This is a genomic window from Puniceibacterium antarcticum (assembly GCF_002760615.1).
Classification (GTDB): domain Bacteria; phylum Pseudomonadota; class Alphaproteobacteria; order Rhodobacterales; family Rhodobacteraceae; genus Puniceibacterium; species Puniceibacterium antarcticum.
This window is the reverse complement of sequence record NZ_AWWI01000060.1, coordinates 149,851-175,041: the sequence shown is the minus strand read 5'-3', so window position 1 is coordinate 175,041 and position 25,191 is coordinate 149,851. Positions and strand designations below refer to the sequence as shown.

Genomic DNA, 25,191 nt, shown 5'->3' with positions numbered 1-25,191 from the left:
AGTTGTGCTGCACCGCAGCACGCATATGTTAGCGCTATCGAAAACAGATACAGGCCACAAACAAAGCTCCCTGAAAGGAGGCACCGAATGACGCTGCTCTCCACCTTTCAGAAGCGCATTGCAAAGCGCGCAGAAGGGCGCCGCACCCTCAGTGAACTTCGCCAGATGCCCCTGTATGTGGCGCTCGACATCGACATTCATCCAGCGGACGCCGAAAAAATCGCAAGACGCGCCTTTAACGGCACCTGAAACAGTCTCTTACAGAACACGCCCCGCACTGGACCTGAACCGTGCAGTCACACCAAAGGACCTAAAATGACACAGACTTTCACAACTCTCAGCACCCGCATCCGTCAGCACATCGCCTATCGCAAGACTCTGGCCGCGCTGCGATCCCTGTCGCTGCGCAGCCGTATCGATCTTGATATTGTCGGCAACGAACACCTTGTCGCGCGCCACGCCGTCTACGGTCTCTGAGACGCCTCGTACCGGGCACGCAGGGCATCCCTGACTTGGGGCGTGACGAATTTCCCGACATCACCGCCGAGCCGCGCAATTTCCTTGACCAGTTTTGACGCGATGGCCTGATGACGGGCTTCGGACATCAGAAACACGGTCTCGATCTTGTCATCCAGGGCCCGGTTCATGCCGACCATCTGAAATTCATATTCAAAATCCGCGACCGCCCGCAAACCGCGGATGATGACCTGTGCGCCCACATCGCGGGCGCAGTTGATCAGCAGGTTTTCAAACGGATGAACCACAATCTCTGTGCCCGTCTGCTCGATCAGGCTGGCACACTCCTCCTGGATCATGCTCACCCGTTCTTCGAGGCTGAAAAGCGGCCCCTTGTCGCGATTGATGGCAACGCCGATCACCAGCCTGTCCACCAAGACGGTGGCGCGGCGGATGATGTCGATATGCCCCAGCGTGATGGGATCGAAGGTTCCGGGATACAGGCCGATTTGCATGGGGTGCCCCCTGTTATTGGTTCGGCGCACGCAACAATATTGCGTTAACCTTTGCAACCCCAAATGCGAACCAGGAGCGATGTCGCGGACGAACCCGGCCCATCAATAGCCCATGATCATGCCTTCGAGAGCGGATTTTTCCATCGACAATTCGCTGAGACGCGCCTTGACCACGTCCCCTATGGTGATCAGGCCGATCAGCTTGCCCTCTTCGACAACTGGCATGTGACGGAACCGGCCTTCGGTCATGCGGGTCAGAATGGCATCCGCCTCTTCATCGCGGGTACAGGTCTGGATTCTAGAGGTCATGTAATCGCTGACCGCCGCCGACAGGCAGGCCGCGCCATGTTTGGCAAGCTGGCGCACGATGTCACGTTCGGACAGAACACCGGTCGCGGTGATCCCATCAGGTGAAACCACCACGGTGCCGATGCGCTTGTCCGCCAGAATCTTTGCAGCCTCTGCAACAAGCGACCCGGGTGTGACCGTGAAAACCACGTCATTCGCCTTGCTCTTCAGAATGTGGTGTACCTGCATATCCATCCTCCTCCACTGATATATCTGCTTTTTTCCAGCGTCCTCTGCGAAGGGCCGCTCTGTCAAGTCAGACCTTCGAGGCGCGCGGTTTCGCGGCGCAGCCCGTCTGCCAACAGGGCAGCAAAGCGGTTCATCCGTTCAAGACGCCTGTCATCGGCATGGCGGACAAGGTAAAAGCTGCGGGTCAGGCTGATGTCATCGCCCAGAACCTTGACCATGTCCGGTGCGGCAGGCAGAGCGAAGTCATGCACGATGCCAATCCCCGCACCCTGGCGCAACCAGTGGAACTGCACCGCAACCGAATTCGATGCCAGCGCGTGCCGCGTCACGCCAAGATCGGACAGATAATCCAGTTCCTTGTCAAAGATCATGTCCGAGATATAGCCAACCAGCCGGTGCCCGTTCAGGTCCCCCCGGGTGCGGATCGGCGGATGCTGTGCAAGATAGCTTTCGCTGGCCGCGAGATGTAGGTGATAATCCGTCACCTTCTGCACACTCAGCCGTCCGGCTGTCGGGGGCGATACGGCGATCGCCATGTCCGCCTCGCGCTTGGACAGGTTCACCACACGCGGCAGCGCGACGATCTGCACCTCAAGTTCCGGATTGTCATCGGCAATGGCGGCGCAGACCTGGGGCAGCAGGAAATTCGCGCACCCATCCGGCGCTCCGATGCGGATCTGCCCCGACAGCCCCTCCGTTACGCCCGCCACCGCCTCTGCCGCCGCCTGCATCGCCTGTTCGGCCGCTTCGGCATGGCGCAAGAGCCGCGCGCCGGGCTCGGTCATCGCATAGCCCTGTGGTGATTTCGCAAAAAGCGGCGCATTAAGGGACTGTTCCAGCCGCGCGATGCGCCTGCCAACGGTGGCAGGGTCCATGCGCAGCAGGCGCCCGGCGGCGGAAAGGCTTTCGCTGCGCGCGACGGCCAGAAAGATGCGCACGTCGTCCCAGATTTCCGCCACGCCCGCCCCCATCTTGCATTTATGCAAAGCCTATTTGGCATATTTCCCCTGTTGCCCTTATTTTTGCAAGGCTAGAGTGACGCCAACCTAGGAGGATCCCCCATGAAAGAACTGACCCACTACATCAACGGTGCCCATGTCAAAGGCACCTCGGGACGTTTCACCGAAATCTTCAACCCCGCCACCGGCGAAGTGCAGGCCAAGGTGCCGCTGGCAACAGTGCAAGAGCTGAACGATGCCGTGGCCAAGGCTGCGGAGGCGCAAAAGACATGGGGCGCCACCAACCCGCAGCGCCGTGCCCGCGTGATGATGAAATTCGGCGCGCTGATCAACGAACACATGGACGAGCTGGCCGAGCTGGTCAGCCGCGAACATGGCAAGACCCTGCCCGACGCGCGCGGCGATGTGCAGCGTGGCCTTGAAGTGGTTGAGGTATGCATGGGCGCGCCTGCGATGCTCAAGGGCGAATTCACCGATGACGGCGGTCCCGGAATCGACCTTTATTCCATGCGTCAGGCGCTGGGTGTCGTCGCGGGCATCACGCCCTTCAACTTTCCGGCGATGATCCCGCTGTGGAAAATGGCCCCGGCGATTTCCTGCGGCAACGCGATGATCCTGAAACCGTCCGAGCGCTGCCCCTCGACCGCGCTGCGTCTGGCCGAACTGCTGAGCGAAGCCGGCTTGCCCGATGGCGTGCTGCAGGTGGTCAACGGCGACAAGGAAGTTGTGGATGCGATCCTCGACAATGAAACCGTGCAGGCGGTTGGCTTTGTCGGCTCGACCCCGATCGCGCAGTACATCTATGGCCGCGCGGCGACCAACGGCAAACGTGCGCAGTGCTTTGGCGGTGCCAAGAACCACATGATCATCATGCCCGATGCCGATCTCGACAAGGCGGCTGATGCTCTGGTGGGGGCTGGCTACGGTGCTGCGGGCGAACGCTGCATGGCGATTTCGGTGGCTGTCCCGGTGGGCAAGGAAACCGCGGACAAGCTGATCGCAAAGCTGGTGCCCCGCGTCGAAAAGCTCAAGGTCGGGCCTTACACCTCGGGCGAAGATGTGGATTACGGCCCCGTCATCACCGCAGCCGCCAAGCAGCGGATCGAAGGTCTGGTGAACTCTGGTGTCGATCAGGGTGCCGATCTGGTGGTTGATGGTCGCGGTTTCAGCCTGCAGGGCTACGAGGATGGCTATTTCGTCGGCCCGTCACTCTTTGACAACGTGACGACCGACATGGACATCTACAAGGAAGAGATCTTTGGCCCTGTCCTCTCCACCGTCCGTGCAGAGACCTATGAAGAGGCGCTGAACCTCGTCATCGACAATCCCTATGGCAACGGTGTTGCGATCTACACTGCAGATGGCGATACGGCGCGTGACTTTGCGCACCGCGTGAATGTCGGCATGGTCGGCATCAACTTCCCCATCCCGGTGCCGCTCAGCTACCACAGCTTTGGCGGCTGGAAGAAATCGGCATTCGGCGATCTCAACCAGTACGGCCCTGACGCCTTCAAGTTCTACACCAAGACCAAGACCGTCACGGCGCGCTGGTTCTCGGGCATCAAGGACGGCGGCGAATTCAACTTCAAACCGATGGAGTGACTGGACCCCGGCAGAACGCAACACGCGTTCTGCCAGACAGTCCTACGGATACGAAAAAGGGCGGCGCAAAATGCGTCGCGCTTTTCTGTAAGGTACTCTTGCGGTTCAGGCGGCCTTGCGACGACGCATCAGGCCCAGACCACCCAGAGCGGCCATCAAAAGGCCAACCCCGGCAGGAAGTGGTACAGCCGACGGCACACCCGGTTTCCCGACAGTAGTGGTCCCCTGCGTATAGACCGACCAATGCGATAGATCCGGCCCGCGCTTCCCATTGCCTTTCAGCATGGACTGCGTGTCCCAGCTGCCGGACAGGACGCTGGTGTCCATGAGGAACGCAGAATAGCTGTTGCCACCCTTCAGCACGAACATAAGGTTGGCATAGGTCCCAGCGCCCTCAAGGCTCCAACTTTTGGAACGGTTGGATACGGTCAAGGCCGTGCCACCGAAAGACAGCGATCCGTGATCGCTGTCGATCTTGTATTCCTTGCCCCAATCGGCGACCCCGAACAGCCCGTTCAGATCGCTGTTGGAGTTGTTGCCGGAATAAATACCTGCGCAGCTTTCGGCACCGGTGACGCTGGCAACAGCACAACTCAATTCGCGCGGAAGCTCTGTTTTCGCCAGCGCGCCTTGTGCACCAAGGATCAGCGCCACGGCCAAGGGCACAGCTCTTATAAAACCAAGCATAATCATTAAATACATCCTTCTGATGCGGTGTGTCGGCGCTAAAATCCAACCGCGCAAACGTCTTTTGGCAGTCGCGAAAACTTGGAAACTCATTCATTGCTTGAGGTGTTTAGCGGACACCACGGCACCAAACCACCAAACAAACGGGTACGTTTTGGCGCGCAGGGATATCGCACTATACCAAAGGATAGACCTCTCGCTCGGCCGCTCCACAGACCGCTTCCCCGACTGAAACCACCCCGGCCGCGCTGTTTGGCACATCAGGCCAAAGCGTTTCCCACATTGCTCTGATACGGTATGCAAATTCTTGCGCCGCTTGCCCCTTGCGCATCCAGCACAACTGTTGCCTCATCACAAACAGCGAAAAGACGGCAAGGGGGGAGACCTGATGGATTTTGCGCTGAGCGAAGAGCAGTCCGCGATATTTGATATGGCCCATGCCTTTGGACAGGAACATGTCGCCCCGCACGCCCGCACTTGGGAGGCCGACGGCACCATTCCCAAGGATCTCTGGCCAAAGCTGGCCGATCTCGGCTTTGGCGGGCTTTACGTATCCGAAGACAGCGGCGGTTCCGGCCTGACCCGTCTGGATGCGACGCTGGTGTTCGAGGCGCTGTCGATGGCCTGCCCCTCTGTTGCGGCGTTTCTGTCGATCCACAACATGTGCGCCCGGATGATCGACAGCTACGGCTCGGACGAGCTCAAGGCACGTGTCCTGCCCGGCGCGCTGAGCATGGAAATGGTGCTGAGCTACTGCCTGACCGAACCCGGCTCTGGATCGGACGCAGCCGCCCTGCGCAGCCGCGCCACACGCACCAATGATGGCTACACCCTGAACGGGACCAAGGCGTTTATCTCGGGCGGCGGTTATTCCGACGCCTATCTCGTGATGGCGCGAACAGGCGAGGATGGCGCGCGCGGCATTTCCACCCTGCTGGTCGAGGACGGCACGCCGGGGCTGAGCTTTGGCGGGCTTGAGGACAAGATGGGCTGGCGGTCGCAACCCACCCGGCAGGTGCAGTTCGACGACTGCCCGGTGCCCGCCGCGAACCTGATCGGTGACGAAGGGCACGGCTTTAAATACGCCATGGCCGGGCTGGATGGCGGACGGCTCAACATTGCCGCCTGTTCGCTGGGCGCGGCGCAGCACGGTCTGAACCTGACGCTGGCCTATATGTCCGAACGCCGCGCCTTCGGCAAATCCATCGACCAGTTTCAGGCCCTGCAATTCCGCCTTGCCGATATGGAAATCGAACTTCAGGCCGCCCGCATATTCCTACGCCAGGCAGCGTGGAAACTCGATACAGGTGCTCCGGATGCCACCAAGTTCTGCGCCATGGCCAAGAAATTCGTGACCGAGGCCGGATCGCGCATCGTCGACCAGTGCCTGCAACTGCATGGCGGCTATGGCTATCTGGGCGACTACGGCATCGAAAAGCTGGTGCGCGATTTGCGGGTTCACCAGATCCTTGAAGGCACAAACGAAATCATGCGTCTGATCGTGGCGCGCGACATGCTCCGGGCGTGACGCACCAGACAAGGGAGACCGCATTGTCCGACATATCCATCCGCACCACAGGCCGCGCGGGACGGATCACCCTGACCCGTGCCAAGGCGCTGAATGCGCTCAGCTACGACATGTGCCTGAAGATCGAGGCAGCACTGCTGGACTGGCGCCGCGACCCTGCTGTCGCTCTAGTGATCATCGACGCTGAGGGGGATCGCGCCTTTTGCGCCGGGGGCGACATTGCCGAGATGTATGCCACCGGAACCAAGGGCGATTTCACCTATGGCCAGACCTTCTGGCGCGACGAATACCGCCTGAACGCCCTGATCGCCGACTACCCCAAACCCGTGATCAGCCTGATGCAGGGGTTCACCATGGGCGGCGGAGTCGGCATCGGCTGCCACGCCGCGCACCGCATTGTGTGCGAAACCAGCCAGATCGCCATGCCAGAATGCGGCATCGGCCTTGTGCCTGATGTGGGCGGCTCGCTTCTGCTGGCCCGCGCGCCCGGACAGCTCGGTGCCTACCTTGGCCTCACCGCCGCGCGCATGGGGCCAGCCGATGCCATTTTCGCGGGCTTTGCCAATCTCTACATTCCCCAGGACCGCTGGCCTGACCTCCTCACCGCGCTGGAACATCATCCCGACCTCTCGGTGCTGCACAGCGCCGCCGAAGATCCTCCGCAGGGCGAGATGCAAAGCCTCCTGCCCCAGATCAACACCCATTTCGCGGCCGTGAAACTTACCGAGGTGGGGCGCAGCCTCGAATCCTCGAACACGGACTTTGCAACGGACACCCTAAAAAAACTCGCGCGCAATGCGCCGCTCTCCATGGCCTGTGCGCTCGACATGCTCGACCGGCTGAAACGGGGCACCCCGACCATTCACACGGCGCTGGACCTCGAATACCGCTTCACCTACCGCGCTATGCAAAAGGGCGATTTCCTCGAAGGCATCCGCGCCGCCATCATCGACAAGGATCGCAAGCCGGTCTGGAAACACCCCTTCGACGCCGTACCAGATGCAGACATCGTACAGATGCTCGCCCCACTGCAGGACGCACAGATCGACTTTCATGAGGAGACGACAGCATGAACATAGCCTTTATCGGCCTCGGCAACATGGGCGGCCCCATGGCCAGCAACCTGTCGCGCGCCGGGCACAATGTCACCGGCTTTGACACGGCCATGGTCACGGTCGAAGGCGTCAGCAATGCCGCCTCGGCCACCGACGCAGCCCAAGGCGCCGATGTGGTCATCACCATGCTGCCGAACGGAACCATTCTGCGCGCGGTCGCGAATGAGATTATCGCGTCGATGTCCCCCGGCGCGGTCTTCCTCGACTGTTCGACCGTGGATGTGGACAGCGCCCGCGCCGTCGCCACGCAGGCCGAGGCCGCTGGCCTTCTGCCGCTCGACGCTCCGGTGTCCGGCGGCATCGGCGGGGCGACAGCGGGCACCCTGACCTTCATGGTCGGCGGATCGGACGCCGCCATGGCAAAGGCCGCACCGCTGTTCGACATCATGGGACAAAAGGCCGTGCATTGCGGCCCCTCGGGCAACGGTCAGGCCGCCAAGATCTGCAACAACATGATCCTCGGCGTCACCATGATCGCCACCTGCGAGGCCTTTGCCCTTGCTGACAAGCTTGGCCTAGACCGGCAAGCGATGTTCGATGTGGTCTCGACATCTTCAGGCTACAGCTGGTCGATGAACGCCTACTGCCCCGCGCCCGGAATAGGCCCCAAATCCCCCGCCGACAACGGCTATACCCCGGGCTTTGCGGCCGACCTCATGCTCAAGGATCTGCGCCTGTCGCAGCAGGCCGCCGAGGCGGCAGATGCCGACACGCCGCTGGGTCAGGCCGCAACCGACCTGTACCGCCGCTTTGTCGAGGAGGAGGATGGCAAAGGCCGCGACTTTTCCGCCATGCTCCCCCGGTTCGAGGGACGCGGGCGCGGTTAGGCGCTCTTTCGCCAACATTTCGACAGACGTGCAACGGAAAACGACAAGCGGCGCGTATAAGGGTCAGTGCTGCATCAAACGATGCCACCGGAACACCCATCTGTGCCCCGGCACGGACGTCGCAAAGGACCAGACCATGACCCGCAACGCCTTTTATACCTTCTCCGCTCTCGCCCTGGCGGCGTTTGCCCTGACATCCGCCCCTGCTATGGCCGCACCCAACGGCTGCCCCCCGGGCCTTGCCAAGAAAAGCGATCATTGCCAGCCGCCGGGTCAGGGCAAAAAGGTCGAAAAGCGTCAGGTTGACCGGCATGATGACCGCCGCGACGACCGGCATGACATGGATCGCCGTCGGAGCGATCATCAAGACAATGACCGCCGCGAATACCGCTATCACAAGGGTGAGCGGATCGATCGAGATTACACCGTCATTCGTGATCCGCGCCGCTATGGGCTGAACCCGAACCACACCTACTACCGCTCGGGTGACGAAGTGTTCCGTGTCGACAAAGACAGCCGCAAGGTGCTTGAGATCATCGGGCTCGCCGCCGCGATCCTGAGGTAAGAGAGACCGAAAAGCCAAAGGGCGGGGTCAATCGCTGACCCCGCCCTGAAATCACTCCGCCGCGACTTTACGCGCCTTGAGCATCGGTTTGAGATACCGCCCGGTGTGGCTGCGCGGTTCTTCGGCAACCTGTTCGGGTGTGCCAACGGCCACGATCTCGCCGCCGCCATCACCGCCCTCGGGGCCGATGTCGATCAGCCAGTCCGCCGTCTTGATCACATCCAGATTGTGCTCGATCACCACCACAGAATTGCCCTGATCCACCAGCTCGTGCAGCACTTCGAGCAGCTTGCGCACATCTTCGAAATGCAGACCGGTGGTCGGCTCGTCGAGGATATAGAGCGTGCGCCCCGTAGACCGCCGCGCCAGCTCTTTCGACAGCTTCACCCGCTGCGCCTCGCCCCCGGACAGGGTCGTCGCCTGCTGTCCGACCTTGATATAGCCAAGGCCCACATGCATCAGCGCATCCATTTTTTCCCGGATGCTAGGTACGGCCTGGAAAAACGTCTGCGCATCTTCAACCGTCATATCAAGAACGTCGGCTATGCTCTTGCCTTTGAACTTGATTTCCAAAGTCTCACGGTTATAGCGTGCGCCTTTACAGGTCTCGCAGGTCACATAGACATCGGGCAGAAAATGCATCTCGATCTTGATGACACCATCGCCCTGACAGGCCTCACAACGCCCGCCCTTGACGTTGAAACTGAACCGCCCCGGCTTGTAGCCGCGCGCCTTGGCCTCTGGCAGTCCCGCGAACCAGTCGCGGATCGGCGTGAAGGCCCCGGTGTAAGTCGCTGGATTCGAACGTGGAGTCCGTCCAATGGCGCGCTGATCAATGTCGATCACCTTGTCCAGATGTTCGAACCCCTTGATCGTCTCACAGGGCGCTGGTGTTTCACGCGCACCGTTCAGCTTGGACGCGGCATTCTTGTACAGCGTCTCAATCGTCAGGGTGGATTTCCCGCCGCCAGATACGCCTGTCACACAGACGAACTTGCCCAGCGGAAACTCGGCAGTGACATTGCGCAGGTTGTTCCCCGTCGCTTTGACGATCTTGAGCTTCTTGCCATTGCCCTTGCGCCGCACAGTTGGCACGGCAATTTCACGTGCGCCCGTAAGATACTGACCGGTAATGCTGTTGGGATCGTCGGCAATCTGCTGCGGCGTGCCGTGGCTCACCACCTGACCACCATGCACACCGGCTCCCGGACCGATGTCAAAGACATAATCCGCCTCGCGGATCGCCTCTTCATCATGCTCGACCACAATCACCGTATTGCCCTGATCGCGCAGGTTCTTGAGCGTTCCCAACAAACGGTCATTGTCGCGCTGGTGCAGACCAATGGACGGCTCATCCAAAACGTAGAGAACGCCGGTCAAGCCCGATCCGATCTGCGACGCCAGCCGGATACGCTGGCTTTCCCCACCAGACAGCGTGCCGGAATTGCGCGAGAGGGTCAGATACTCAAGCCCGACATTGTTCAGGAATCCAACACGTTCGCGGATTTCCTTGAGGATGGCCTTTGCGATCTCGTTCTTCTGCTTGGACAGCGCGTCCGGCACAGTGCCGCACCAGTCAAAAGCCTCCTTAATCGACATCTGCACAACCTGACCGATGTGTTGCGCGCCGATCTTGACCGCCAGCGCCTCCGGCTTGAGCCGGTAGCCGTGGCAACTCCCGCATGGACGATTGTTCTGATACCGCTCGAACTCTTCGCGTACCCAGTTGCTGTCCGTCTCGCGGTAGCGGCGCGCCATGTTTGGAATGACGCCTTCGAACACCCGGCTGACCTGATAGACCCGACCGCCTTCGTCATAGCGAAACGAAATTTCCTCGTCACCCGAACCGCGCAGAAACACCTCCTGCACGTTTTCAGGCAGGTCTTTCCACTTGGCACTCGGGCTGAACCCATAATGCTTGGCAATGGACTGAATGGTCTGGGTAAAATACGGCGATTTGCCCTTGCGCCAGGGCGCGAGCGCGCCATCGCCGATTTTCAGATCGGCATCCGGCACGACAAGCCGCTCGTCAAAGAACAGCTCCATCCCCAGACCGTCACAATCCGGGCAGGCCCCATAGGGCGCGTTGAACGAAAACAGCCGCGGTTCAATCTCGGGGATGGTGAAACCACTGACAGGACAGGCGAAATTCTCGGAAAAAGTGATCCGCTCCGGCTCTCCCTCGCTGGGCGCCGTCTCAAGCACCGCGATGCCCGAGGCGAGGTCCAGCGCCGTGCGAAACGAATCCGCCAGTCGCGTCTCAAGCCCCTCTTTCACCACAAGCCGGTCAACAACCACGTCGATGTCGTGGCGGAACTTCTTGTCCAGTGTTGGCGGCTCGTCCAGCTCATAGAACTGCCCATCCACCTTAACCCGCTGGAACCCTTGCTTGCGCAGCTCCAGAAACTCCTTGCGATACTCGCCTTTGCGGTCGCGCAGGACGGGGGCAAGCAGATAGGCGCGCGTGCCCTCCTCCATCGCCATCACGCGGTCCACCATGTCCTGCACCTGCTGCGCCTCGATCGGCAGGCCGGTGGCAGGGCTGTAGGGTGTGCCCGCACGAGCAAACAACAGACGCATGTAGTCGTAGATCTCGGTCACTGTGCCAACGGTAGACCGGGGGTTCTTGGATGTCGTCTTTTGCTCGATGGAAATTGCGGGGCTGAGACCGCTGATGTGATCCACATCCGGCTTTTCCATCATGTCAAGGAACTGCCGCGCATAGGCGGACAGCGATTCGACATAGCGGCGCTGTCCCTCGGCATAGATCGTATCAAACGCCAGGGACGACTTACCCGACCCGGAAAGCCCAGTGATCACAACCAGTTGGTCGCGCGGGATATCCACGTCAATGTTCTTGAGGTTGTGTTCGCGTGCACCGCGCACCTCGATATACTTTTGCTCGGCCATGAGCCCCCCGATCTGCAACGGTTAAGACATAGTTGACGTCGGCACTTTGACCAACCCAAAATTGAGAACGCAACAGGAACATTACAGATGCCGCTTCTGGCGATCTGCTCACATGGTCCTGTTGCCGCAGGATGACTGCACATTCATCGACAAACGAAGCCTGCGGCTTTCGCGTTCCGCCTCAGTGTCATGAATGTCGCCGCAAACCCGCGCACCTTGTCCTGCATATCGGTGCTGGCCAGCCCTGCGTCAATGACTGCGCAGACAGACAAACCCGATCTTCCCCTTGGCGAAGCCTATGAACTGCCCCATATCTGATCCATGCTCAAGTTTTCCCCGATCCTCCTCGCCATCCTCTACGCTCTGGCCATGTACCGTTTCTCGGCATGGCGCACGGGCAAGGAACTGGATTCGAAATCGACCGAACTGGCCGACCCAAAGCTGAAAAAGCTGACTGACCGGATGGCTGCGTCGCTGGAAATCGACCGTATTCGCGTGAACATCTATGAAATCGACCCGGTGAACGGCCTCGCAGCGCCCGACGGGCGGATCTTCATCACCCGGGGGTTTTACCGCAAATACCAAAATAACGAGGTTTCGGCGGAAGAGATCGCGTCGGTCATCGCGCATGAGATGGGGCATGTGGCGCTGGGGCATTCGAAACGTCGCATGATCGACTTTTCTGGCCAGAACGCCCTGCGCACGGCGATGATCATGGTGCTGAACCGGTTCCTCCCCGGTGTCGGTGTGCTCGTGGCAAATGCGGTGACCTCGCTTTTGGCCTCAAAGCTTTCCCGCTCGGATGAATACGAGGCAGACGCCTATGCCGCTGCCCTGCTCACCAAGGCCGGGATTGGGGTGGAACCGCAAAAGTCGCTGTTTCACAAGCTCGACGCACTGACCAAATCGCACTCCGGCGCCGCCCCCGCCTGGCTGTTGAGCCACCCCAAGACCGCTGAACGCATTGCCGCGCTTGAAGTGTTGGAGGCACGCTGGACGCCGACGCGCTAACCCAGCACCTCAAACTCTGCCTCGCCACGGTCCTGCCCGTTCACCTGCACCACAATCCGGTGCATCCCGGGATGCCAGCGAAAGGTCGTGGCATCCGCCTTCAGCAGGTGGGATTTGCGCCCGACCCATTCGGACCCAGCCTTGATCCCCGCCTTGCCCAGCTTGAACACCTTGCTGCCCGTCCTGCCGCCGGGCCGGGCAAACTGGATGCGGTAATCCACCAGCACCTGCGTCTGCGTCTGCGCCTTGGCGGCAACAGTCACGTCAAACTCCAGCCTCTCGCCCACCGCGACCTGCGCTGTGGCCATCGTCAAGGTCACATCCAGATCAGACGCGTCGCCATAGCCCAGCAAGGCCAGCGCCCCCGGCTCCCCGCGTTTCACCGCAGTGCGCAGGGCGTGGCGCGTCATCCAGCCCAGCTCTGCCGCATCCTGCCGCCCCTGCACTGACCAGTCCTGCAACCGCCCCGTCACCGCATTCGGCGCAACCTTGGAAATATCGTTCAGGTGATTGGCGACCGAGCGGGTCACATACCGCGTCGGATCCGCGTGCAACCGGTCGAGGAACTCCAACGGCACCAGCGGGTCCAGCGTGATGTTGCGCGCCCAGGGCAGCCGGGGCCGCGTGCCTTCGCTGACCAGACGGCGCACATGGTAATTGTCATCCTCGACCCAATGCCGCAACCGTTCCAGTGTCTTGTCAGGCCAGCGGTTCAGAAAGGGCCGGATATAGAACTCCATCGAAAACCGTTGGGTCGCCTGATGGATCAGATCCAGCGCGCAGTCGGGATGATCCTCAAGTCCATGGCGCACCGCCAGAATCCCCGGCACCGCATGGATGAACTGACCAAAGTCGTCATCCCGCAGCGTTGGGTCCAGCGGCGGCCTCATCGCCGCCTCAAGGGCGTCGGCCATGGCGTCGAACTCCTGCGGCAGTTGCGCCGCGACGCAATCTGCAAGCCAGTCCAACCGCTCCAGCAAGCCACGCCCGGACAACCCCGCAACCGCCTGCGCGGCAAAGGCATCGCCGTCAAAGCCGGGCAAAGCGCTGTATTCACGCCCCAGCTGCCCGACGCTGCGCGCATTGAACAGCTGATCCGCCAGCGAAAACCCGGGCCCACCGCCCTTGCCATCTGGTCCGCGCGCCATGGCTCAGATCGTCGCGTTGAATGCGCCACCGTCAAGCGAGATGTTCTGCCCCACGATGAACCCGGCATGCTGCGAACACAGGAACGCACAGGTCGCCCCGAACTCTTCTGCCGTGCCATAACGGCGCGCCGGGATCGTGGCAGACCGGCTTTCGCGCGCCTGTTCCAGCGTCAGGCCCTCCCGCTCTGCAACGCCAGTGTCCAGCGAGATCGCGCGGTCGGTGGCATGAATACCCGGCAGCAGATTGTTGATCGTCACACCGCTGGGCGCTACCTGCCGCGACGTGCCCGCCACATAGCCGGTCAGACCCGCGCGCGCGGAATTCGACAGCCCCAGCATGCCGATGGGCGATTTCACCGATTGTGAGGTGATGTTGACCACCCGGCCCCAGCCGCGCGTCATCATCCCCGGCAAAAGCGCCTTCATCAGCGCGATCGGGGTCAGCATGTTGCCATTCAGCGCCTTGATGAAATCTTCGCGCTCCCAGTCTGACCACAGTCCCGGGGGCGGACCACCGGCATTGGTCACCAGAATGTCCACATCCCCCGCCGCTTCCAACACCCGCGCGCGCGCCTCTTCGGACACGATGTCGCCCGCCACCGCTGTCACCGACACGCCATAGGCGCGCAGCTCCGCTGCTGTCGCCTCAAGCGCCTCAGCCCCGCGCGCGTTCAACACCAGATCAACGCCTGCCTTGGCCAATGCCTCGGCACAGCCGCGCCCCAGACCTTTGCTCGACGCGGTGACAAGCGCCCGCTTCCCTGCGATTCCCAGATCCATCTGCACATCCTTTGCCTGATTTGGCCCTCTGCTCAGCTGCATGTCAAAGCCGGGAGCCGTCAATATACTGACAGTGCATACAATGGTACCATCGGGTCCGATACCCCCGTAAAAGACCGCAGAAACAGAGGCTGAGCTGTTTAATGCACCCGCAACGCCTCGATCAGCTCGTCCTTCTTCATGGCCCACCTCCCCTCGATCCCGATCTCCTTGGCGCGCTCGCGCAGATCCTCCACGGTCCAGTCCTCATAGGGCGCCGCTTGGCCGCCCTTTTCAGACGGGTGCATGTCGGTGTTGGCCTGTGCATTCGCGATGCGGGCAGCCTTTTCCTTGCTCGCACCCTTGTCGCGCAGCGCTTGGTAGGTGTCTTCATCTTTGATCGATGGGTTAGGCATGGCATGTCTCCTGTCGTTGGGGGCCTAAACCTCTGTTCAGGTCAAAAAGAAACTGGAAATGCCGCGCATATGTTCCACTTTTTACCCGGTAGGAACCAAATGCGACCTCGTGTCGTTGCCAATTGATAGCTGTTTATTGAGGATTTGCCATGCTGCGCCCCTTGACTGCCGTTCTCGCCCTTCTGACCGCAACCACCGTGCAGGCGCAGGAGGACCAGACCAACAGGGGTGCCTACCTGACCGATCTTGCAGGCTGTGTGCATTGCCACACTGGACCGGGCGGCGCTGCATTTGCCGGGGGCCTCACGCTGAACACCCCCTTTGGTGAACTGGTCAGCCCCAACATCACCCCGGATGAAACCGGCATCAAAGGCTGGACGCTGGAGGATTTCAAGCGTGCCCTGCGCGAGGGTAAAAACCACGATGGCGCCCCGCTTTATCCCGCGATGCCCTTCACGGCGTACACCAAGCTCAGCGATGACGATGTCGCGTCGATCTGGTCCTATATCTCGACCCTTGATCCCGTTGAAAACAAGGTCGACGTGATCCAGCTGCCCTTTCCCTATAACATCCGCACCGCCGTCGGCGTCTGGCAGGCGATGTTCTTTGATCCGGGCCGGTTCGAACCCAATCCTGACCTCGACGATCAGATGAACCGCGGCAAATACATCGTAGAGGCGCTGGCCCATTGCAGTTCCTGCCACACGCCGCGCAACGCGCTGGGTGCGCAGATAGACAGCGAACGGTTTCAGGGTGCCCAGACCGAGCAATGGTATGCGCCCAATATCACCCGGGGGCCGAATTCCGTCCTGACCAAATGGGACGAAGAGGGCCTCATCAATTTCCTGAACGGCAACCACGCCAACAACATCCCCGCTTTTGGCCCGATGGGTCAGGTCACCGACAGCCTCTCAAAAGTCTCGACAGAGGACGTCGCCGCCATCGCCGCATACATGCTCCGGGGCCAGCCAAAGCCCGAGGATGCCGAAAAGATCGAGCCAAAGCCCCTCTCAGAAGAAGAACTCGCCCTTAGCGACAGCGTGTTTGAAGCCAACTGCGTCTCGTGTCACGGCAAGGACGGCGCCGGTGCACCCGGTGTCGCAGCCAACCTCGTGGGCAACGGCGGTGTTGTGGCCAATGCGCCGGACAATGTGGTGAACGTCTTGCTGCAAGGCATCGCACCCAATGACGATTATGGCGTCATGCCCAGCTTTGCCGACGTCCTGTCGAACGAAGAAATCGCCGCTGCCGCGAACCATGTCCGCCGCAGCTGGGGCAACGCGGGGGCGCTGACCGCCAATGCAGACCTCGTGGCCTATCTGCGCGACCTCAACGGCCCGCCAGACCCTTCGGTGAAACTGGCGGTCAACTGCCGCTCTGTGGCCGATGAAACCGTGACGACTGAACTGAAACAGGCTCTCAGCGAACGCGCTCAGACAACGCGGGTTGAAACCGACGGCCTTGCCACGCTGGCCGCCGACTATGCCAACGCACGCCCCGAGCTGTCCGAGGGCGAGCGCCTGACCGCAATGAGCGGCCTCTACTGTCGCGAACTGGCCATTGCGCATCCCGATCTGTCGGTCAGCCAGTTCACCACGGCGCAGATGGCCTTTCTTGATGCGGTGAGCGAAGCCGCCAAAGACTGACGCGATCAAAGCGCAGGCTGCGGCGATCTTGCCAATGCCTGCGACCGGCCCTATACGCGCGCTCATGCCCGATACACATGTAGTCACGCCCACAAGCCGCCCCGACCTGCCGACGGAAATCGCCCGTCGCCGGACATTTGCGATCATCTCGCACCCGGATGCGGGCAAGACGACGCTGACGGAAAAGTTCCTGCTGTTTGGCGGGGCAATCCAGATGGCTGGTCAGGTCCGCGCCAAGGGGGAGGCACGCCGCACCCGTTCCGACTTTATGCAGATGGAAAAGGATCGCGGTATTTCCGTCTCCGCCTCTGCCATGTCGTTTGATTACAAAAAGTTCCGCTTCAATCTCGTGGACACCCCCGGCCACTCGGACTTTTCCGAAGACACCTATCGTACCCTGACGGCTGTCGATGCCGCCGTGATGGTGATCGACGGGGCCAAGGGCGTGGAATCCCAGACGCAGAAACTGTTCGAGGTGTGCCGCCTGCGCGACCTGCCGATCCTGACCTTCTGCAACAAGATGGACCGTGAGGCGCGCGACACCTTCGACATCATCGACGAGATTCAGGAACACCTTGCCATCGACGTAACGCCGGCCTCCTGGCCCATTGGCATGGGGCGTGATTTCATCGGCTGCTACGATATGCTGCGCGACCGGCTGGAGCTGATGGACCGCGCCGACCGTAACAAGGTCGCCGCCACCATTGAAATGAACGGTCTCGACGACCCGCTTCTGGACATTCACGTGCCTGCCGAACAGCTCGCCCGCCTGCGCGAAGAGGTCGAGATGGCGCGCGAACTGCTCCCCGCCCTCGACCCGCAATCGGTACTCGAAGGGCATATGACGCCAATCTGGTTCGGCTCCGCGATCAACTCGTTCGGGGTCAAGGAACTGATGGACGGCATTGCGACCTACGGCCCAGAACCGCAGATTCAAAAGGCCACACCGCGCGCCATCGCCCCCGAAGAAACCAAGGTCTCGGGCTTTGTCTTCAAGGTTCAGGCGAACATGGACCCGAAACACCGCGACCGCGTGGCCTTTGTCCGCCTCGCTTCGGGCCACTTCGAGCGCGGCATGAAACTCACCCATGTGCGCACAAAGAAACCGATGGCGATCACCAACCCGGTGCTTTTCTTGGCCGCTGACCGCGAACTGGCTGAAGAGGCCTGGGCCGGCGACATCATCGGTATTCCCAACCACGGCCAGCTGCGCATCGGCGACACCCTGACCGAAGGCGAGATGCTGCGCGTCGCGGGCATCCCCTCCTTTGCGCCAGAACTGCTGCAGACCGTGCGCGCGGGCGATCCGATGAAGGCAAAGCACCTTGAAAAGGCGCTGATGCAATTCGCCGAAGAGGGTGCCGCCAAGGTGTTCAAACCCGCCTTCGGCTCGGGCTTTATCGTCGGCGTTGTCGGTGCCCTGCAATTCGAGGTGCTGGGCAGCCGGATCGAGCTGGAATATGGCCTGCCCGTACGGTTCGAGAATTCACAGTTCACTTCGGCCCGCTGGGTCGATGGCCCCCGCGACAAGGTCGAAGCCTTCATCGTCGCGAACAAGCAACACATCGGGCACGACAATGACGGCGACGTGGTCTACCTGACCCGCCTGCAATGGGACATAGACCGCGTGGCACGCGACTATCCCGATGTCATCCTGACCGCGACCAAAGAAATGATGGTTTAAAGCGTTTTGGGTTTGGCCTGAGACAACGGGCATCTGGTTTCGCGTTCGACCAAAGGGAGAGACCGCGAATATCCAATCCATGTTCAACCCGAAACGCTGTAGCACCGGCAGAGGGCTGCGAAAGGCGTTTTGTTTGTGTCAATCGCAGCAACTTCCGCAATCTTTACCGATTGTAAATGCAGCTGATATTGACCATAGGCAGTCTTTTCCGTATAAGGCGCGCGTGGGTCACAGATGTGGATAACCACAAGGCCATACGGGCCTGACACACATATCAGATGTACGGGCCATATTGCGTCCGTAAAAACCGGATACATATGACAAAATTCTCTGATCTGAACCTGAACCCCAAGGTGTTGAGAGCCGTCGAAGAGGCTGGCTACGAGACCCCCACTCCCATCCAATCCGGCGCGATTCCTCCCGCGCTCGAAGGGCGCGACGTTCTGGGGATTGCCCAGACAGGAACAGGGAAGACAGCGTCCTTTACCCTGCCGCTGATCACAATGCTGGCCCGTGGCCGTGCACGTGCACGTATGCCGCGCAGCCTTGTGCTCTGCCCGACACGGGAACTGGCCGCGCAGGTGGCCGAAAACTTTGATACCTATGCCAAACACGTCAAACTGACCAAGGCGCTGCTGATCGGTGGCGTCAGCTTTAAGGAACAGGACACGCTGATCGACAAGGGTGTTGATGTCCTGATCGCGACACCCGGTCGTCTGCTCGATCATTTCGAACGTGGCAAGCTGATCCTGTCCGACGTCAAGGTCATGGTTGTCGACGAAGCCGACCGCATGCTGGATATGGGCTTTATCCCCGATATCGAAAAGATCTTTGGCCTCACGCCCTTTACGCGCCAGACACTGTTTTTCTCGGCCACCATGGCGCCCGAGATCGAGCGCATCACCAACACCTTCCTGTCCAACCCCGTCCGTGTCGAAGTGGCGCGCCAGTCAAGCGCGTCAGAAACCATCGAACAGGGTGTGGTTGTTTTCAAGGCCTCGCGCAAAGACCGCGAAACCAGCGAAAAGCGTCAGGTCCTGCGCGCCATGATCGAGGCCGAAGGCGAAAAATGCACCAATGCCATCATCTTTTGCAACCGCAAGATGGATGTCGACATGGTCGCAAAGTCGCTCAAGCAGTACGGCTATGACGCCGCCCCGATCCACGGCGATCTGGACCAGTCCCAGCGCACACGCACCCTTGACGGGTTCCGCAACGGCGATCTGCGCTTCCTTGTTGCGTCCGATGTCGCGGCGCGCGGCTTGGATGTGCCGAGCGTCAGCCATGTCTTCAACTTCGACGTGCCCAGCCATGCAGAGGATTACGTGCACCGCATTGGCCGCACTGGCCGCGCCGGGCGCGATGGCAAGGCGATGATGATCTGCGTTGCCAAAGACGAAAAAAACCTCGACGCCATCGAAAAGCTGCTGCAAAAACCGATCCCGCGCCTTGAGTCGCCCTTGAAGGCCCCACCCGCCGGGGACGAGGTTGACGCCGCGATGGAAACCGACGCAGTGCCGAAACCCCGCCGCGCCCGGACCCGGACCCGCAACAAACCCGAAGCGGTGCCCGAAGCCGTCAAGGAAACGATAGCAGCGGCCGCGCCCGAACCGGTCAAGCCCGAACCCGTCAATGCCGAACAGTCGGCGCCCGTTGCGCCCCAAGTCCAGAGCGAGGCGCCGAAAGACATGCCCAAGGAAACCCCGCGTGATCACACTCCCCGGGATCGCAATGACCGGAATGAGCGCAACTCTGGCGGCTATCAGCGCGGTCGCGGCTCCGACAACAACAGCAAGGTTGTCGGCATGGGCGATCACATGCCCAGCTTCATCGCGCTCAGCTTTGAAGAACGCCGCGCAGGCTGATCTCCGCGCGCTTTGCCGCAAGACACAGACAAAAACGCCGCGCCCGAAAGGGACGCGGCGTTTTTCATTTGATCAGTGTATCGCGATCAAAAGGCGAACCAATTCGCATCTTTCCATCGCAAATGCGCCCGGGTCAGGGAGCTGCTGAATTTATGAGAACCCAACAGCCCCCGGACCGGATCAGTGCTCAGCTCAAACGGCTGACCACTATCGTCACTTCGGGCTTCTTGCCAATTTCCGACATGGCCGACTGCCGCGCCACGCGCTTCAGACCTTCTTCAAGCTTGTCATCGTCGCGCATGGTCTTGACACCGGTGCGGCCCAGGAACTGGCCCAGGTCCTCTTCAAGGACATCCACAAGCGGCACATGGCTCTTGCCCTGTTCGGGCAGGCCCATGATATCGCACCACGGATCACCCAGCGGCTTGTCCTGTTCGTCGATGATAACCGTCACAATCACATGACCGTTCAGCGCCATCCGGATCCGGTCGCGCACAACACCATCCATCGCGCCGATCTGCACCGAACCGTCGATATATGTACGTCCGGTTTCGATGTATTCGACCACACTGGGTTCGTTCCCCGACAGATCGATCATCATGCCGTTGACCGCCAGCACACCCTTGCGGCCCTTGCTCTGCGCCATCTTCACATGCTCACGCAGGTGACGGTGTTCGCCGTGCATCGGGATGACCATCTGCGGCTTGACCACATCATGCATTGCCTCAAGATCGGGACGGTTGGCATGGCCGGACACATGGTAATGACCGTTGGAATCATCCACCACATCCACACCCAGTTCGGAAAACTGGTTCATGATGCGGATCACGCCCTTTTCATTGCCCGGGATCGTCTTGGAACTGAAGAGGAACAGATCGCCCTCTTTCATGGTGATCCCCTGATACTTGCCCCGCGCCAGCTGGGCGGACGCCGCACGGCGTTCGCCCTGCGATCCGGTGACCAGCAGCATCACCTGATCCCGCGGCACCGACGCGGCATCCTCGGGCGACATCACCTTGGGAAATCCCTTCAGAACACCCGTTTCCGTCGCGGCCTCGATCATGCGGCGCATGGCACGGCCCAGAAGGACAATCGAGCGCCCCGCCCGATCTCCGGCTTCGGCCAGAGTTTTCACCCGGGCCACGTTCGACGCAAAGGTGGTCGCAACAACCATACCCTTGGCCCCTGCCACCAGCTTTTCGATCTCCGGGCCGACAGTCACTTCGGACCGGCCGGCATGGGGCGAAAAGATGTTGGTGGAATCGCAGATCAGCGCCTTGACGCCATCCTTGGCCACATCGGCCCACAGGACCGGATCATAGGCTTCGCCCACGATCGGCGTCTGATCCAGCTTGAAGTCGCCTGTATGCACCAGACGCCCCTGCGGCGTGTCGATGACCAGCGCCGAGGATTCCGGGATCGAATGCGAAATCGGCAGGAACCCCACCGTGAACGGCCCGGCCGTAGTTGTGGCGGGCCAGGGCGACACGACCTTGACGGTCTGGTCTGAATGGCCATGCTCGGCCATCTTATGGCGCGCGATGTTCGCGGTAAAGGCGCGGCAGTAGATCGGCGCGCCCAGCTGTTCCCAGAAATGCCCGATGGCGCCGACATGGTCTTCGTGCGCATGGGTGATGAATATCGCCTCCAGCCGGTCCCGCCGCTCTTTCAGCCAGCGGATATCTGGCAGGATCAGGTCGACACCCGGGGTCCCGTCCATATCCGGAAATGTCACGCCAAGGTCGACCAGTATCAGGCGTTCCTGACCCGGTTTTCCATAACCGTAGACATAGGCGTTCATGCCGATCTCCCCGGCTCCGCCGAGTGGGAGGTAGATGATACGCTCACTGCTCATAAATTATCCTTTATTCTTGTTGTAGGTGTATATCACGGTCAGCCCGTGCATCGTCAGGTCATCTTTGAAGTCGTTGAACAGCTCTTCGGTCTGTTGGAACAAAGGCGCAAGGCCTCCGGTCGAAATAATCTGCATGGGCACGCCACGTTCCGCCTTGATCCGCGCACAGATCTCTTTGACAAGGCCCACATAGCCCCAGAATATCCCCGATTGCATGCAGGCGACCGTGTTGGTGCCGATCACGCTTTGCGGTTTGGTGATATCCACATGCGGCAGCGCCGCCGCAGCCTGATGCAGTGCCTGCAGCGACAGGTTCACGCCGGGGGCAATCACGCCGCCCTCATAGGCGCCGTCACTGGCCACCACGTCGAATGTCGTCGCCGTGCCAAAATCCACGACAATCAGATCGCCACCATAAAGGTCAAAACCGGCCACCGTGTTCACCAGCCGGTCCGGCCCCACCTGCGTGCCCGCATCCACCCGCACGGCCACGGGCAGCGCACATTCCGGCTTGCCCACGACAATGGGGCGCGTGTTGAAATAGCGATCCGACAGCACCCGCAGGTTGTAAACCACGCGCGGCACGGTGGAAGAGATGATGACATCGGTGATCACCGCCTCAATCTTCTGGAACGATATAAGCGTGCTCAGCCAGACATAATACTGGTCCGCCGTACGCTGATGATCGGTCGCCGTGCGCCAGGTCGCCAGAAACCGGGTGCCGTCCCAGATAGAAAAGACCGTATTGGTATTGCCGCAATCAATGGCAAGAAGCATGCTCACGCCTTTCAGAAAAACACATCAGCCGCAGCAATCCGCTCGCGGCCTTTGGCGCTGGTCAGCACAAGGTGACCCGTCGCGTCCACAGTTTCAAACCGTCCAACCGTCTCGGTTGTGCCCGTCCGGGCGGTAATCGTCTCGCCCAGCCGGGCTGCGCGCAGCAGCCAGGCCTCTCGCACCGGGGCAAAGCCATAGGTCACGAACATATGCTCTACCTTGGCATAACACTCCGCAAGAATATCCAGAAACGCCTCCGGTCCGATCGCCACTCCTGTTGCAGACATCAGCGACACCGGCGCCACGGCGCCTGCCTCGACCTCCAGCACGGTCGGCGCGCTTTCCAAATTGACGCCGATCCCGATGGCCAGATGCTGCACCCCCTGCCGCATGCCAAGGGATTCCAGCAGGATTCCCGCCACCTTCCCACCGTTCAGCAACACGTCGTTCGGCCATTTGAGCGACAGCCCTGCCGTCCGCCCCGTCGCTTGCACAAAAGCCTCATGCAGCGCCAATGCCGCTACAAAAGACCGCAGCGCGACCACATCCGGCGACTCAGTCGGGCGCAATACAAGGGTTGCGGCAAAATTGCCCTTGGGCATCGCCCAGGGCCGTCCACGCCGCCCCCGCGCCGCCGTTTGGTTCAATGCAAGTATCCACATAGGCCCACTTAGCCCCGGCGCAAGACGCGCAGCCTCTGCATTGGTGCTGTCGACCTCGACCAGCACGCGGCGCTGATACCCGTCAGGCCAGCCCAAGAAAAACCCGCCGTTTCATCTGCCTAAAAATATCCCCGCCGGAGGCAACCCCGAAGGGGTCCAAAACAAAAAGCGACGCGCCCTTGGGCGCGTCACATTTTCCGAAAAGCCCCTGATGCCACTTAGTTGACAAGCGTTGCAGCCGCTGATGCCGCAGCCCCTTCGATGCCGAACAGGTTCACCACACCGGCGACCATCACAAAGGCCGACACCATGAGGAAGGCCAAAAGCACGGGCGAACCGCCGGCATCCAGACCTTCATCGCTCTCGCTGCCAAAGTACATGTAAAACACCACACGCAGGTAATAGAACGCCCCGATGACCGACGCGACAACCCCTGCAACCGCAAGCCAGGCCAGTCCAGCGTCATAGGCCGCGCGCAGCACATAAAGTTTCCCAAAGAATCCCACCAACGGCGGAACCCCGGCCAGCGAGAACATCAGCACCAGCATCGCCAGCGCACGTCCCGGTTCCTTCTTGGAATACATGTTCAGCGCCTTGATGTCAGTAACCGGCTGGCCGTCCCGCTCCATCGACAGGATAAAGGCAAACGTGCCGACGTTCATCGTGACGTAGATCGTCATGTAGATCAGCATTGCCTGCACACCCAGCGCCGTGCCTGCCGCCAGCCCCATCAGGGCAAATCCCATATGCGCAATCGACGAATAGGCCATCAGCCGCTTGATATTGGTCTGCCCAATGGCCGCAAAACCGCCAAGGAACATCGACAACACCGAAATCAGCGCAATCACCTGGCTCCACTCACCCACGGCACCGCCAAAGGCATCGTGCAGAAGCCGCGCCATCAGCCCCATGGCCGCAACTTTCGGTGCAGTTGCAAAAAAGGCAGTGACCGGTGTCGGCGCACCTTCATATACGTCCGGCGTCCACATGTGGAACGGTACGGCAGAGACCTTGAATGCCAAACCAGAAATCAGGAACACCAGCCCGAATAGCAGGCCAACAGACAGCTCGCCTGCCTTCACGGTCTGGACGATGCCCGAAAACAGCGTGGTCCCGGCATACCCATAGGTCAGCGACGCACCGTAGAGCAGCAGACCCGAGCTGAGCGCACCCAACACAAAATACTTCAGACCCGCTTCGGTCGAACGCACAGAGTCCCTCCGCAGAGCGGCGACCACATAAAGCGCCAGCGATTGCAGTTCCAGCCCCATGTAGAGCGTCATGAGATCCCCGGCGGAAACCATCACCATCATGCCCACGGCGCTGAGCGCGACAAGCACAGGATATTCGAACCGCAGCAACCCTCGGCGCGACATGTAATCCTGGCTCATCAGCAGCACTGCCGCCGAAGACAACAGGATCACAACCTTCGCAAAGCGGGAAAAGGCATCGTCAACAAACAGACCGTTGAAAACGACCCGCGTTTCCCCCTGCCCACTCGCACCGATCCAGATTGCGAGGGCGATGAACAGCCCGGACGTGGCCCAGACCAACAGCGGCGCCACCTTGTCCTTTTCGGTGTAAACCGCCCCCACGAGCGCCAGCATGGCAAAGACTGCCACCAGGATCTCGGGGAGAATGACGTTCAGATCTGCCTGGATCATGAT

Annotated in this window: 23 protein-coding genes; 11 read left to right on the top strand and 12 right to left on the bottom strand. The window is 60.7% G+C overall.

Going from position 1 to position 25,191, the window contains the following annotated elements:
- Nucleotides 1-87: 87 nt before the first annotated feature.
- Nucleotides 88-249: a hypothetical protein gene (locus tag P775_RS28005; RefSeq protein WP_180287379.1), complete on the top strand. Its 162-nt coding sequence runs from the start codon at nt 88-90 to the stop codon at nt 247-249.
- Nucleotides 250-315: 66 nt separating this feature from the next.
- The gene (locus P775_RS08545; protein ID WP_099910584.1) at nt 316-477 is read left to right on the top strand and encodes a glyceraldehyde-3-phosphate dehydrogenase; all 162 of its coding nucleotides are present in this window, start codon (nt 316-318) and stop codon (nt 475-477) included.
- Here the strand turns inward: P775_RS08545 and coaD are convergent.
- From coaD to P775_RS08530, 3 genes are all read right to left on the bottom strand, one after another.
- Complete coding sequence (gene coaD, locus P775_RS08540; protein WP_099910583.1) at nt 465-971, bottom strand: pantetheine-phosphate adenylyltransferase; 507 nt, start codon at nt 969-971, stop codon at nt 465-467. The two genes, P775_RS08545 and coaD, sit on opposite strands and share 13 nt — an antisense overlap.
- Before the next feature lie 102 nt (nt 972-1,073).
- Nucleotides 1,074-1,508: a CBS domain-containing protein gene (locus tag P775_RS08535; RefSeq protein ID WP_099910582.1), complete on the bottom strand. Its 435-nt coding sequence runs from the start codon at nt 1,506-1,508 to the stop codon at nt 1,074-1,076.
- Nucleotides 1,509-1,570: 62 nt separating this feature from the next.
- A complete protein-coding gene (locus P775_RS08530) occupies nt 1,571-2,467 on the bottom strand; it encodes a LysR family transcriptional regulator (RefSeq protein ID WP_099910667.1) in 897 nt (298 codons plus the stop codon).
- Nucleotides 2,468-2,569: 102 nt separating this feature from the next.
- On the opposite strand from P775_RS08530, the gene P775_RS08525 reads away from it, so the two are divergent.
- On the top strand, nt 2,570-4,069 hold the full coding sequence (locus P775_RS08525; protein WP_099910581.1) for a CoA-acylating methylmalonate-semialdehyde dehydrogenase: 1,500 nt from the start codon (nt 2,570-2,572) through the stop codon (nt 4,067-4,069).
- A gap of 105 nt (nt 4,070-4,174) precedes the next feature.
- Here P775_RS08525 and P775_RS08520 read toward each other — a convergent pair whose 3' ends face one another.
- A complete protein-coding gene (locus tag P775_RS08520; protein WP_180287378.1) occupies nt 4,175-4,762 on the bottom strand; it encodes a VPLPA-CTERM sorting domain-containing protein in 588 nt (195 codons plus the stop codon).
- A 382-nt stretch (nt 4,763-5,144) separates the two neighbouring features.
- On the opposite strand from P775_RS08520, the gene P775_RS08515 reads away from it, so the two are divergent.
- From P775_RS08515 to P775_RS08500, 4 genes are all read left to right on the top strand, one after another.
- Nucleotides 5,145-6,284, top strand: coding sequence for an acyl-CoA dehydrogenase family protein (locus P775_RS08515; protein WP_099910579.1), 1,140 nt, complete (start codon nt 5,145-5,147; stop codon nt 6,282-6,284).
- 23 nt (nt 6,285-6,307) lie between these two features.
- Nucleotides 6,308-7,357: an enoyl-CoA hydratase/isomerase family protein gene (locus P775_RS08510; protein ID WP_099910578.1), complete on the top strand. Its 1,050-nt coding sequence runs from the start codon at nt 6,308-6,310 to the stop codon at nt 7,355-7,357.
- Nucleotides 7,354-8,226, top strand: a complete 873-nt coding sequence (gene mmsB / locus P775_RS08505) for a 3-hydroxyisobutyrate dehydrogenase (RefSeq protein WP_099910577.1) — start codon at nt 7,354-7,356, stop codon at nt 8,224-8,226. Before P775_RS08510 ends, mmsB begins: the two co-directional genes overlap by 4 nt.
- 136 nt (nt 8,227-8,362) lie before the next feature.
- Nucleotides 8,363-8,791 (top strand): excinuclease ABC subunit A, encoded by a 429-nt coding sequence (locus P775_RS08500; protein ID WP_099910576.1) that lies wholly within the window; start codon nt 8,363-8,365, stop codon nt 8,789-8,791.
- A 51-nt stretch (nt 8,792-8,842) separates the two neighbouring features.
- On the opposite strand, the gene uvrA is transcribed toward P775_RS08500, so the two are convergent.
- Nucleotides 8,843-11,701 (bottom strand): excinuclease ABC subunit UvrA, encoded by a 2,859-nt coding sequence (gene uvrA / locus P775_RS08495; RefSeq protein ID WP_099910575.1) that lies wholly within the window; start codon nt 11,699-11,701, stop codon nt 8,843-8,845.
- Nucleotides 11,702-12,022: 321 nt separating this feature from the next.
- Here uvrA and P775_RS08490 point away from each other — a divergent pair, with 321 nt between their 5' ends.
- Entirely contained in the window at nt 12,023-12,712 is a 690-nt protein-coding gene (locus tag P775_RS08490) for a M48 family metalloprotease (protein ID WP_099910574.1), read from the top strand.
- Here P775_RS08490 and P775_RS08485 read toward each other — a convergent pair.
- The 3 genes from P775_RS08485 to P775_RS08475 form a co-directional block, all read right to left on the bottom strand.
- A complete protein-coding gene (locus P775_RS08485) occupies nt 12,709-13,860 on the bottom strand; it encodes a hypothetical protein (protein WP_099910573.1) in 1,152 nt (383 codons plus the stop codon). The two genes, P775_RS08490 and P775_RS08485, sit on opposite strands and share 4 nt — an antisense overlap.
- Nucleotides 13,861-13,863: 3 nt before the next feature.
- Nucleotides 13,864-14,640 carry an SDR family oxidoreductase gene (locus P775_RS08480; RefSeq protein ID WP_099910572.1) on the bottom strand — a complete coding sequence of 259 codons (777 nt, stop codon included), beginning with the start codon at nt 14,638-14,640 and terminating at the stop codon, nt 13,864-13,866.
- Nucleotides 14,641-14,780: 140 nt separating this feature from the next.
- Entirely contained in the window at nt 14,781-15,035 is a 255-nt protein-coding gene (locus P775_RS08475) for a DUF7218 family protein (protein WP_099910571.1), read from the bottom strand.
- A 149-nt stretch (nt 15,036-15,184) separates the two neighbouring features.
- Between P775_RS08475 and P775_RS08470 the strand changes: the two genes are divergently transcribed.
- The 3 genes from P775_RS08470 to P775_RS08460 all read left to right on the top strand — a co-directional run bounded on the left by P775_RS08470 (nt 15,185) and on the right by P775_RS08460 (nt 20,230).
- Nucleotides 15,185-16,681 (top strand): c-type cytochrome, encoded by a 1,497-nt coding sequence (locus P775_RS08470; protein ID WP_099910570.1) that lies wholly within the window; start codon nt 15,185-15,187, stop codon nt 16,679-16,681.
- 64 nt (nt 16,682-16,745) lie between these two features.
- Nucleotides 16,746-18,365 carry a peptide chain release factor 3 gene (locus P775_RS08465; protein ID WP_099910666.1) on the top strand — a complete coding sequence of 540 codons (1,620 nt, stop codon included), beginning with the start codon at nt 16,746-16,748 and terminating at the stop codon, nt 18,363-18,365.
- Nucleotides 18,366-18,682: 317 nt separating this feature from the next.
- Complete coding sequence (locus P775_RS08460; RefSeq protein WP_099910569.1) at nt 18,683-20,230, top strand: DEAD/DEAH box helicase; 1,548 nt, start codon at nt 18,683-18,685, stop codon at nt 20,228-20,230.
- Nucleotides 20,231-20,417: 187 nt separating this feature from the next.
- On the opposite strand, the gene P775_RS08455 is transcribed toward P775_RS08460, so the two are convergent.
- The 4 genes from P775_RS08455 to nuoN all read right to left on the bottom strand — a co-directional run bounded on the left by P775_RS08455 (nt 20,418) and on the right by nuoN (nt 25,188).
- On the bottom strand, nt 20,418-22,085 hold the full coding sequence (locus tag P775_RS08455) for a ribonuclease J (protein WP_099910568.1): 1,668 nt from the start codon (nt 22,083-22,085) through the stop codon (nt 20,418-20,420).
- Between the two features lie 3 nt (nt 22,086-22,088).
- The gene (locus tag P775_RS08450; protein ID WP_099910567.1) at nt 22,089-22,862 is read right to left on the bottom strand and encodes a type III pantothenate kinase; all 774 of its coding nucleotides are present in this window, start codon (nt 22,860-22,862) and stop codon (nt 22,089-22,091) included.
- A gap of 11 nt (nt 22,863-22,873) precedes the next feature.
- Nucleotides 22,874-23,620, bottom strand: coding sequence for a biotin--[acetyl-CoA-carboxylase] ligase (locus P775_RS08445; protein WP_099910566.1), 747 nt, complete (start codon nt 23,618-23,620; stop codon nt 22,874-22,876).
- Nucleotides 23,621-23,742: 122 nt separating this feature from the next.
- Nucleotides 23,743-25,188, bottom strand: coding sequence for an NADH-quinone oxidoreductase subunit NuoN (gene nuoN, locus P775_RS08440; protein WP_099910565.1), 1,446 nt, complete (start codon nt 25,186-25,188; stop codon nt 23,743-23,745).
- Nucleotides 25,189-25,191 lie beyond the last annotated feature (3 nt).

Excerpts from the sequence above, each read along its gene's own strand:
- P775_RS28005 (WP_180287379.1), top strand. The coding sequence starts at position 88 with ATGACGCTGCTCTCCACCTTTCAGAAGCGCATTGCAAAGCGCGCAGAA.
- P775_RS08545 (WP_099910584.1), top strand. The coding sequence starts at position 316 with ATGACACAGACTTTCACAACTCTCAGCACCCGCATCCGTCAGCACATC.
- coaD (WP_099910583.1), bottom strand. The coding sequence starts at position 971 with ATGCAAATCGGCCTGTATCCCGGAACCTTCGATCCCATCACGCTGGGG.
- P775_RS08535 (WP_099910582.1), bottom strand. The coding sequence starts at position 1,508 with ATGCAGGTACACCACATTCTGAAGAGCAAGGCGAATGACGTGGTTTTC.
- P775_RS08525 (WP_099910581.1), top strand. The coding sequence starts at position 2,570 with ATGAAAGAACTGACCCACTACATCAACGGTGCCCATGTCAAAGGCACC.
- P775_RS08520 (WP_180287378.1), bottom strand. The coding sequence starts at position 4,762 with ATGATTATGCTTGGTTTTATAAGAGCTGTGCCCTTGGCCGTGGCGCTG.
- P775_RS08515 (WP_099910579.1), top strand. The coding sequence starts at position 5,145 with ATGGATTTTGCGCTGAGCGAAGAGCAGTCCGCGATATTTGATATGGCC.
- mmsB (WP_099910577.1), top strand. The coding sequence starts at position 7,354 with ATGAACATAGCCTTTATCGGCCTCGGCAACATGGGCGGCCCCATGGCC.
- P775_RS08500 (WP_099910576.1), top strand. The coding sequence starts at position 8,363 with ATGACCCGCAACGCCTTTTATACCTTCTCCGCTCTCGCCCTGGCGGCG.
- uvrA (WP_099910575.1), bottom strand. The coding sequence starts at position 11,701 with ATGGCCGAGCAAAAGTATATCGAGGTGCGCGGTGCACGCGAACACAAC.
- P775_RS08490 (WP_099910574.1), top strand. The coding sequence starts at position 12,023 with ATGCTCAAGTTTTCCCCGATCCTCCTCGCCATCCTCTACGCTCTGGCC.
- P775_RS08485 (WP_099910573.1), bottom strand. The coding sequence starts at position 13,860 with ATGGCGCGCGGACCAGATGGCAAGGGCGGTGGGCCCGGGTTTTCGCTG.
- P775_RS08480 (WP_099910572.1), bottom strand. The coding sequence starts at position 14,640 with ATGGATCTGGGAATCGCAGGGAAGCGGGCGCTTGTCACCGCGTCGAGC.
- P775_RS08475 (WP_099910571.1), bottom strand. The coding sequence starts at position 15,035 with ATGCCTAACCCATCGATCAAAGATGAAGACACCTACCAAGCGCTGCGC.
- P775_RS08470 (WP_099910570.1), top strand. The coding sequence starts at position 15,185 with ATGCTGCGCCCCTTGACTGCCGTTCTCGCCCTTCTGACCGCAACCACC.
- P775_RS08465 (WP_099910666.1), top strand. The coding sequence starts at position 16,746 with ATGCCCGATACACATGTAGTCACGCCCACAAGCCGCCCCGACCTGCCG.
- P775_RS08460 (WP_099910569.1), top strand. The coding sequence starts at position 18,683 with ATGACAAAATTCTCTGATCTGAACCTGAACCCCAAGGTGTTGAGAGCC.
- P775_RS08455 (WP_099910568.1), bottom strand. The coding sequence starts at position 22,085 with ATGAGCAGTGAGCGTATCATCTACCTCCCACTCGGCGGAGCCGGGGAG.
- P775_RS08450 (WP_099910567.1), bottom strand. The coding sequence starts at position 22,862 with ATGCTTCTTGCCATTGATTGCGGCAATACCAATACGGTCTTTTCTATC.
- nuoN (WP_099910565.1), bottom strand. The coding sequence starts at position 25,188 with ATGATCCAGGCAGATCTGAACGTCATTCTCCCCGAGATCCTGGTGGCA.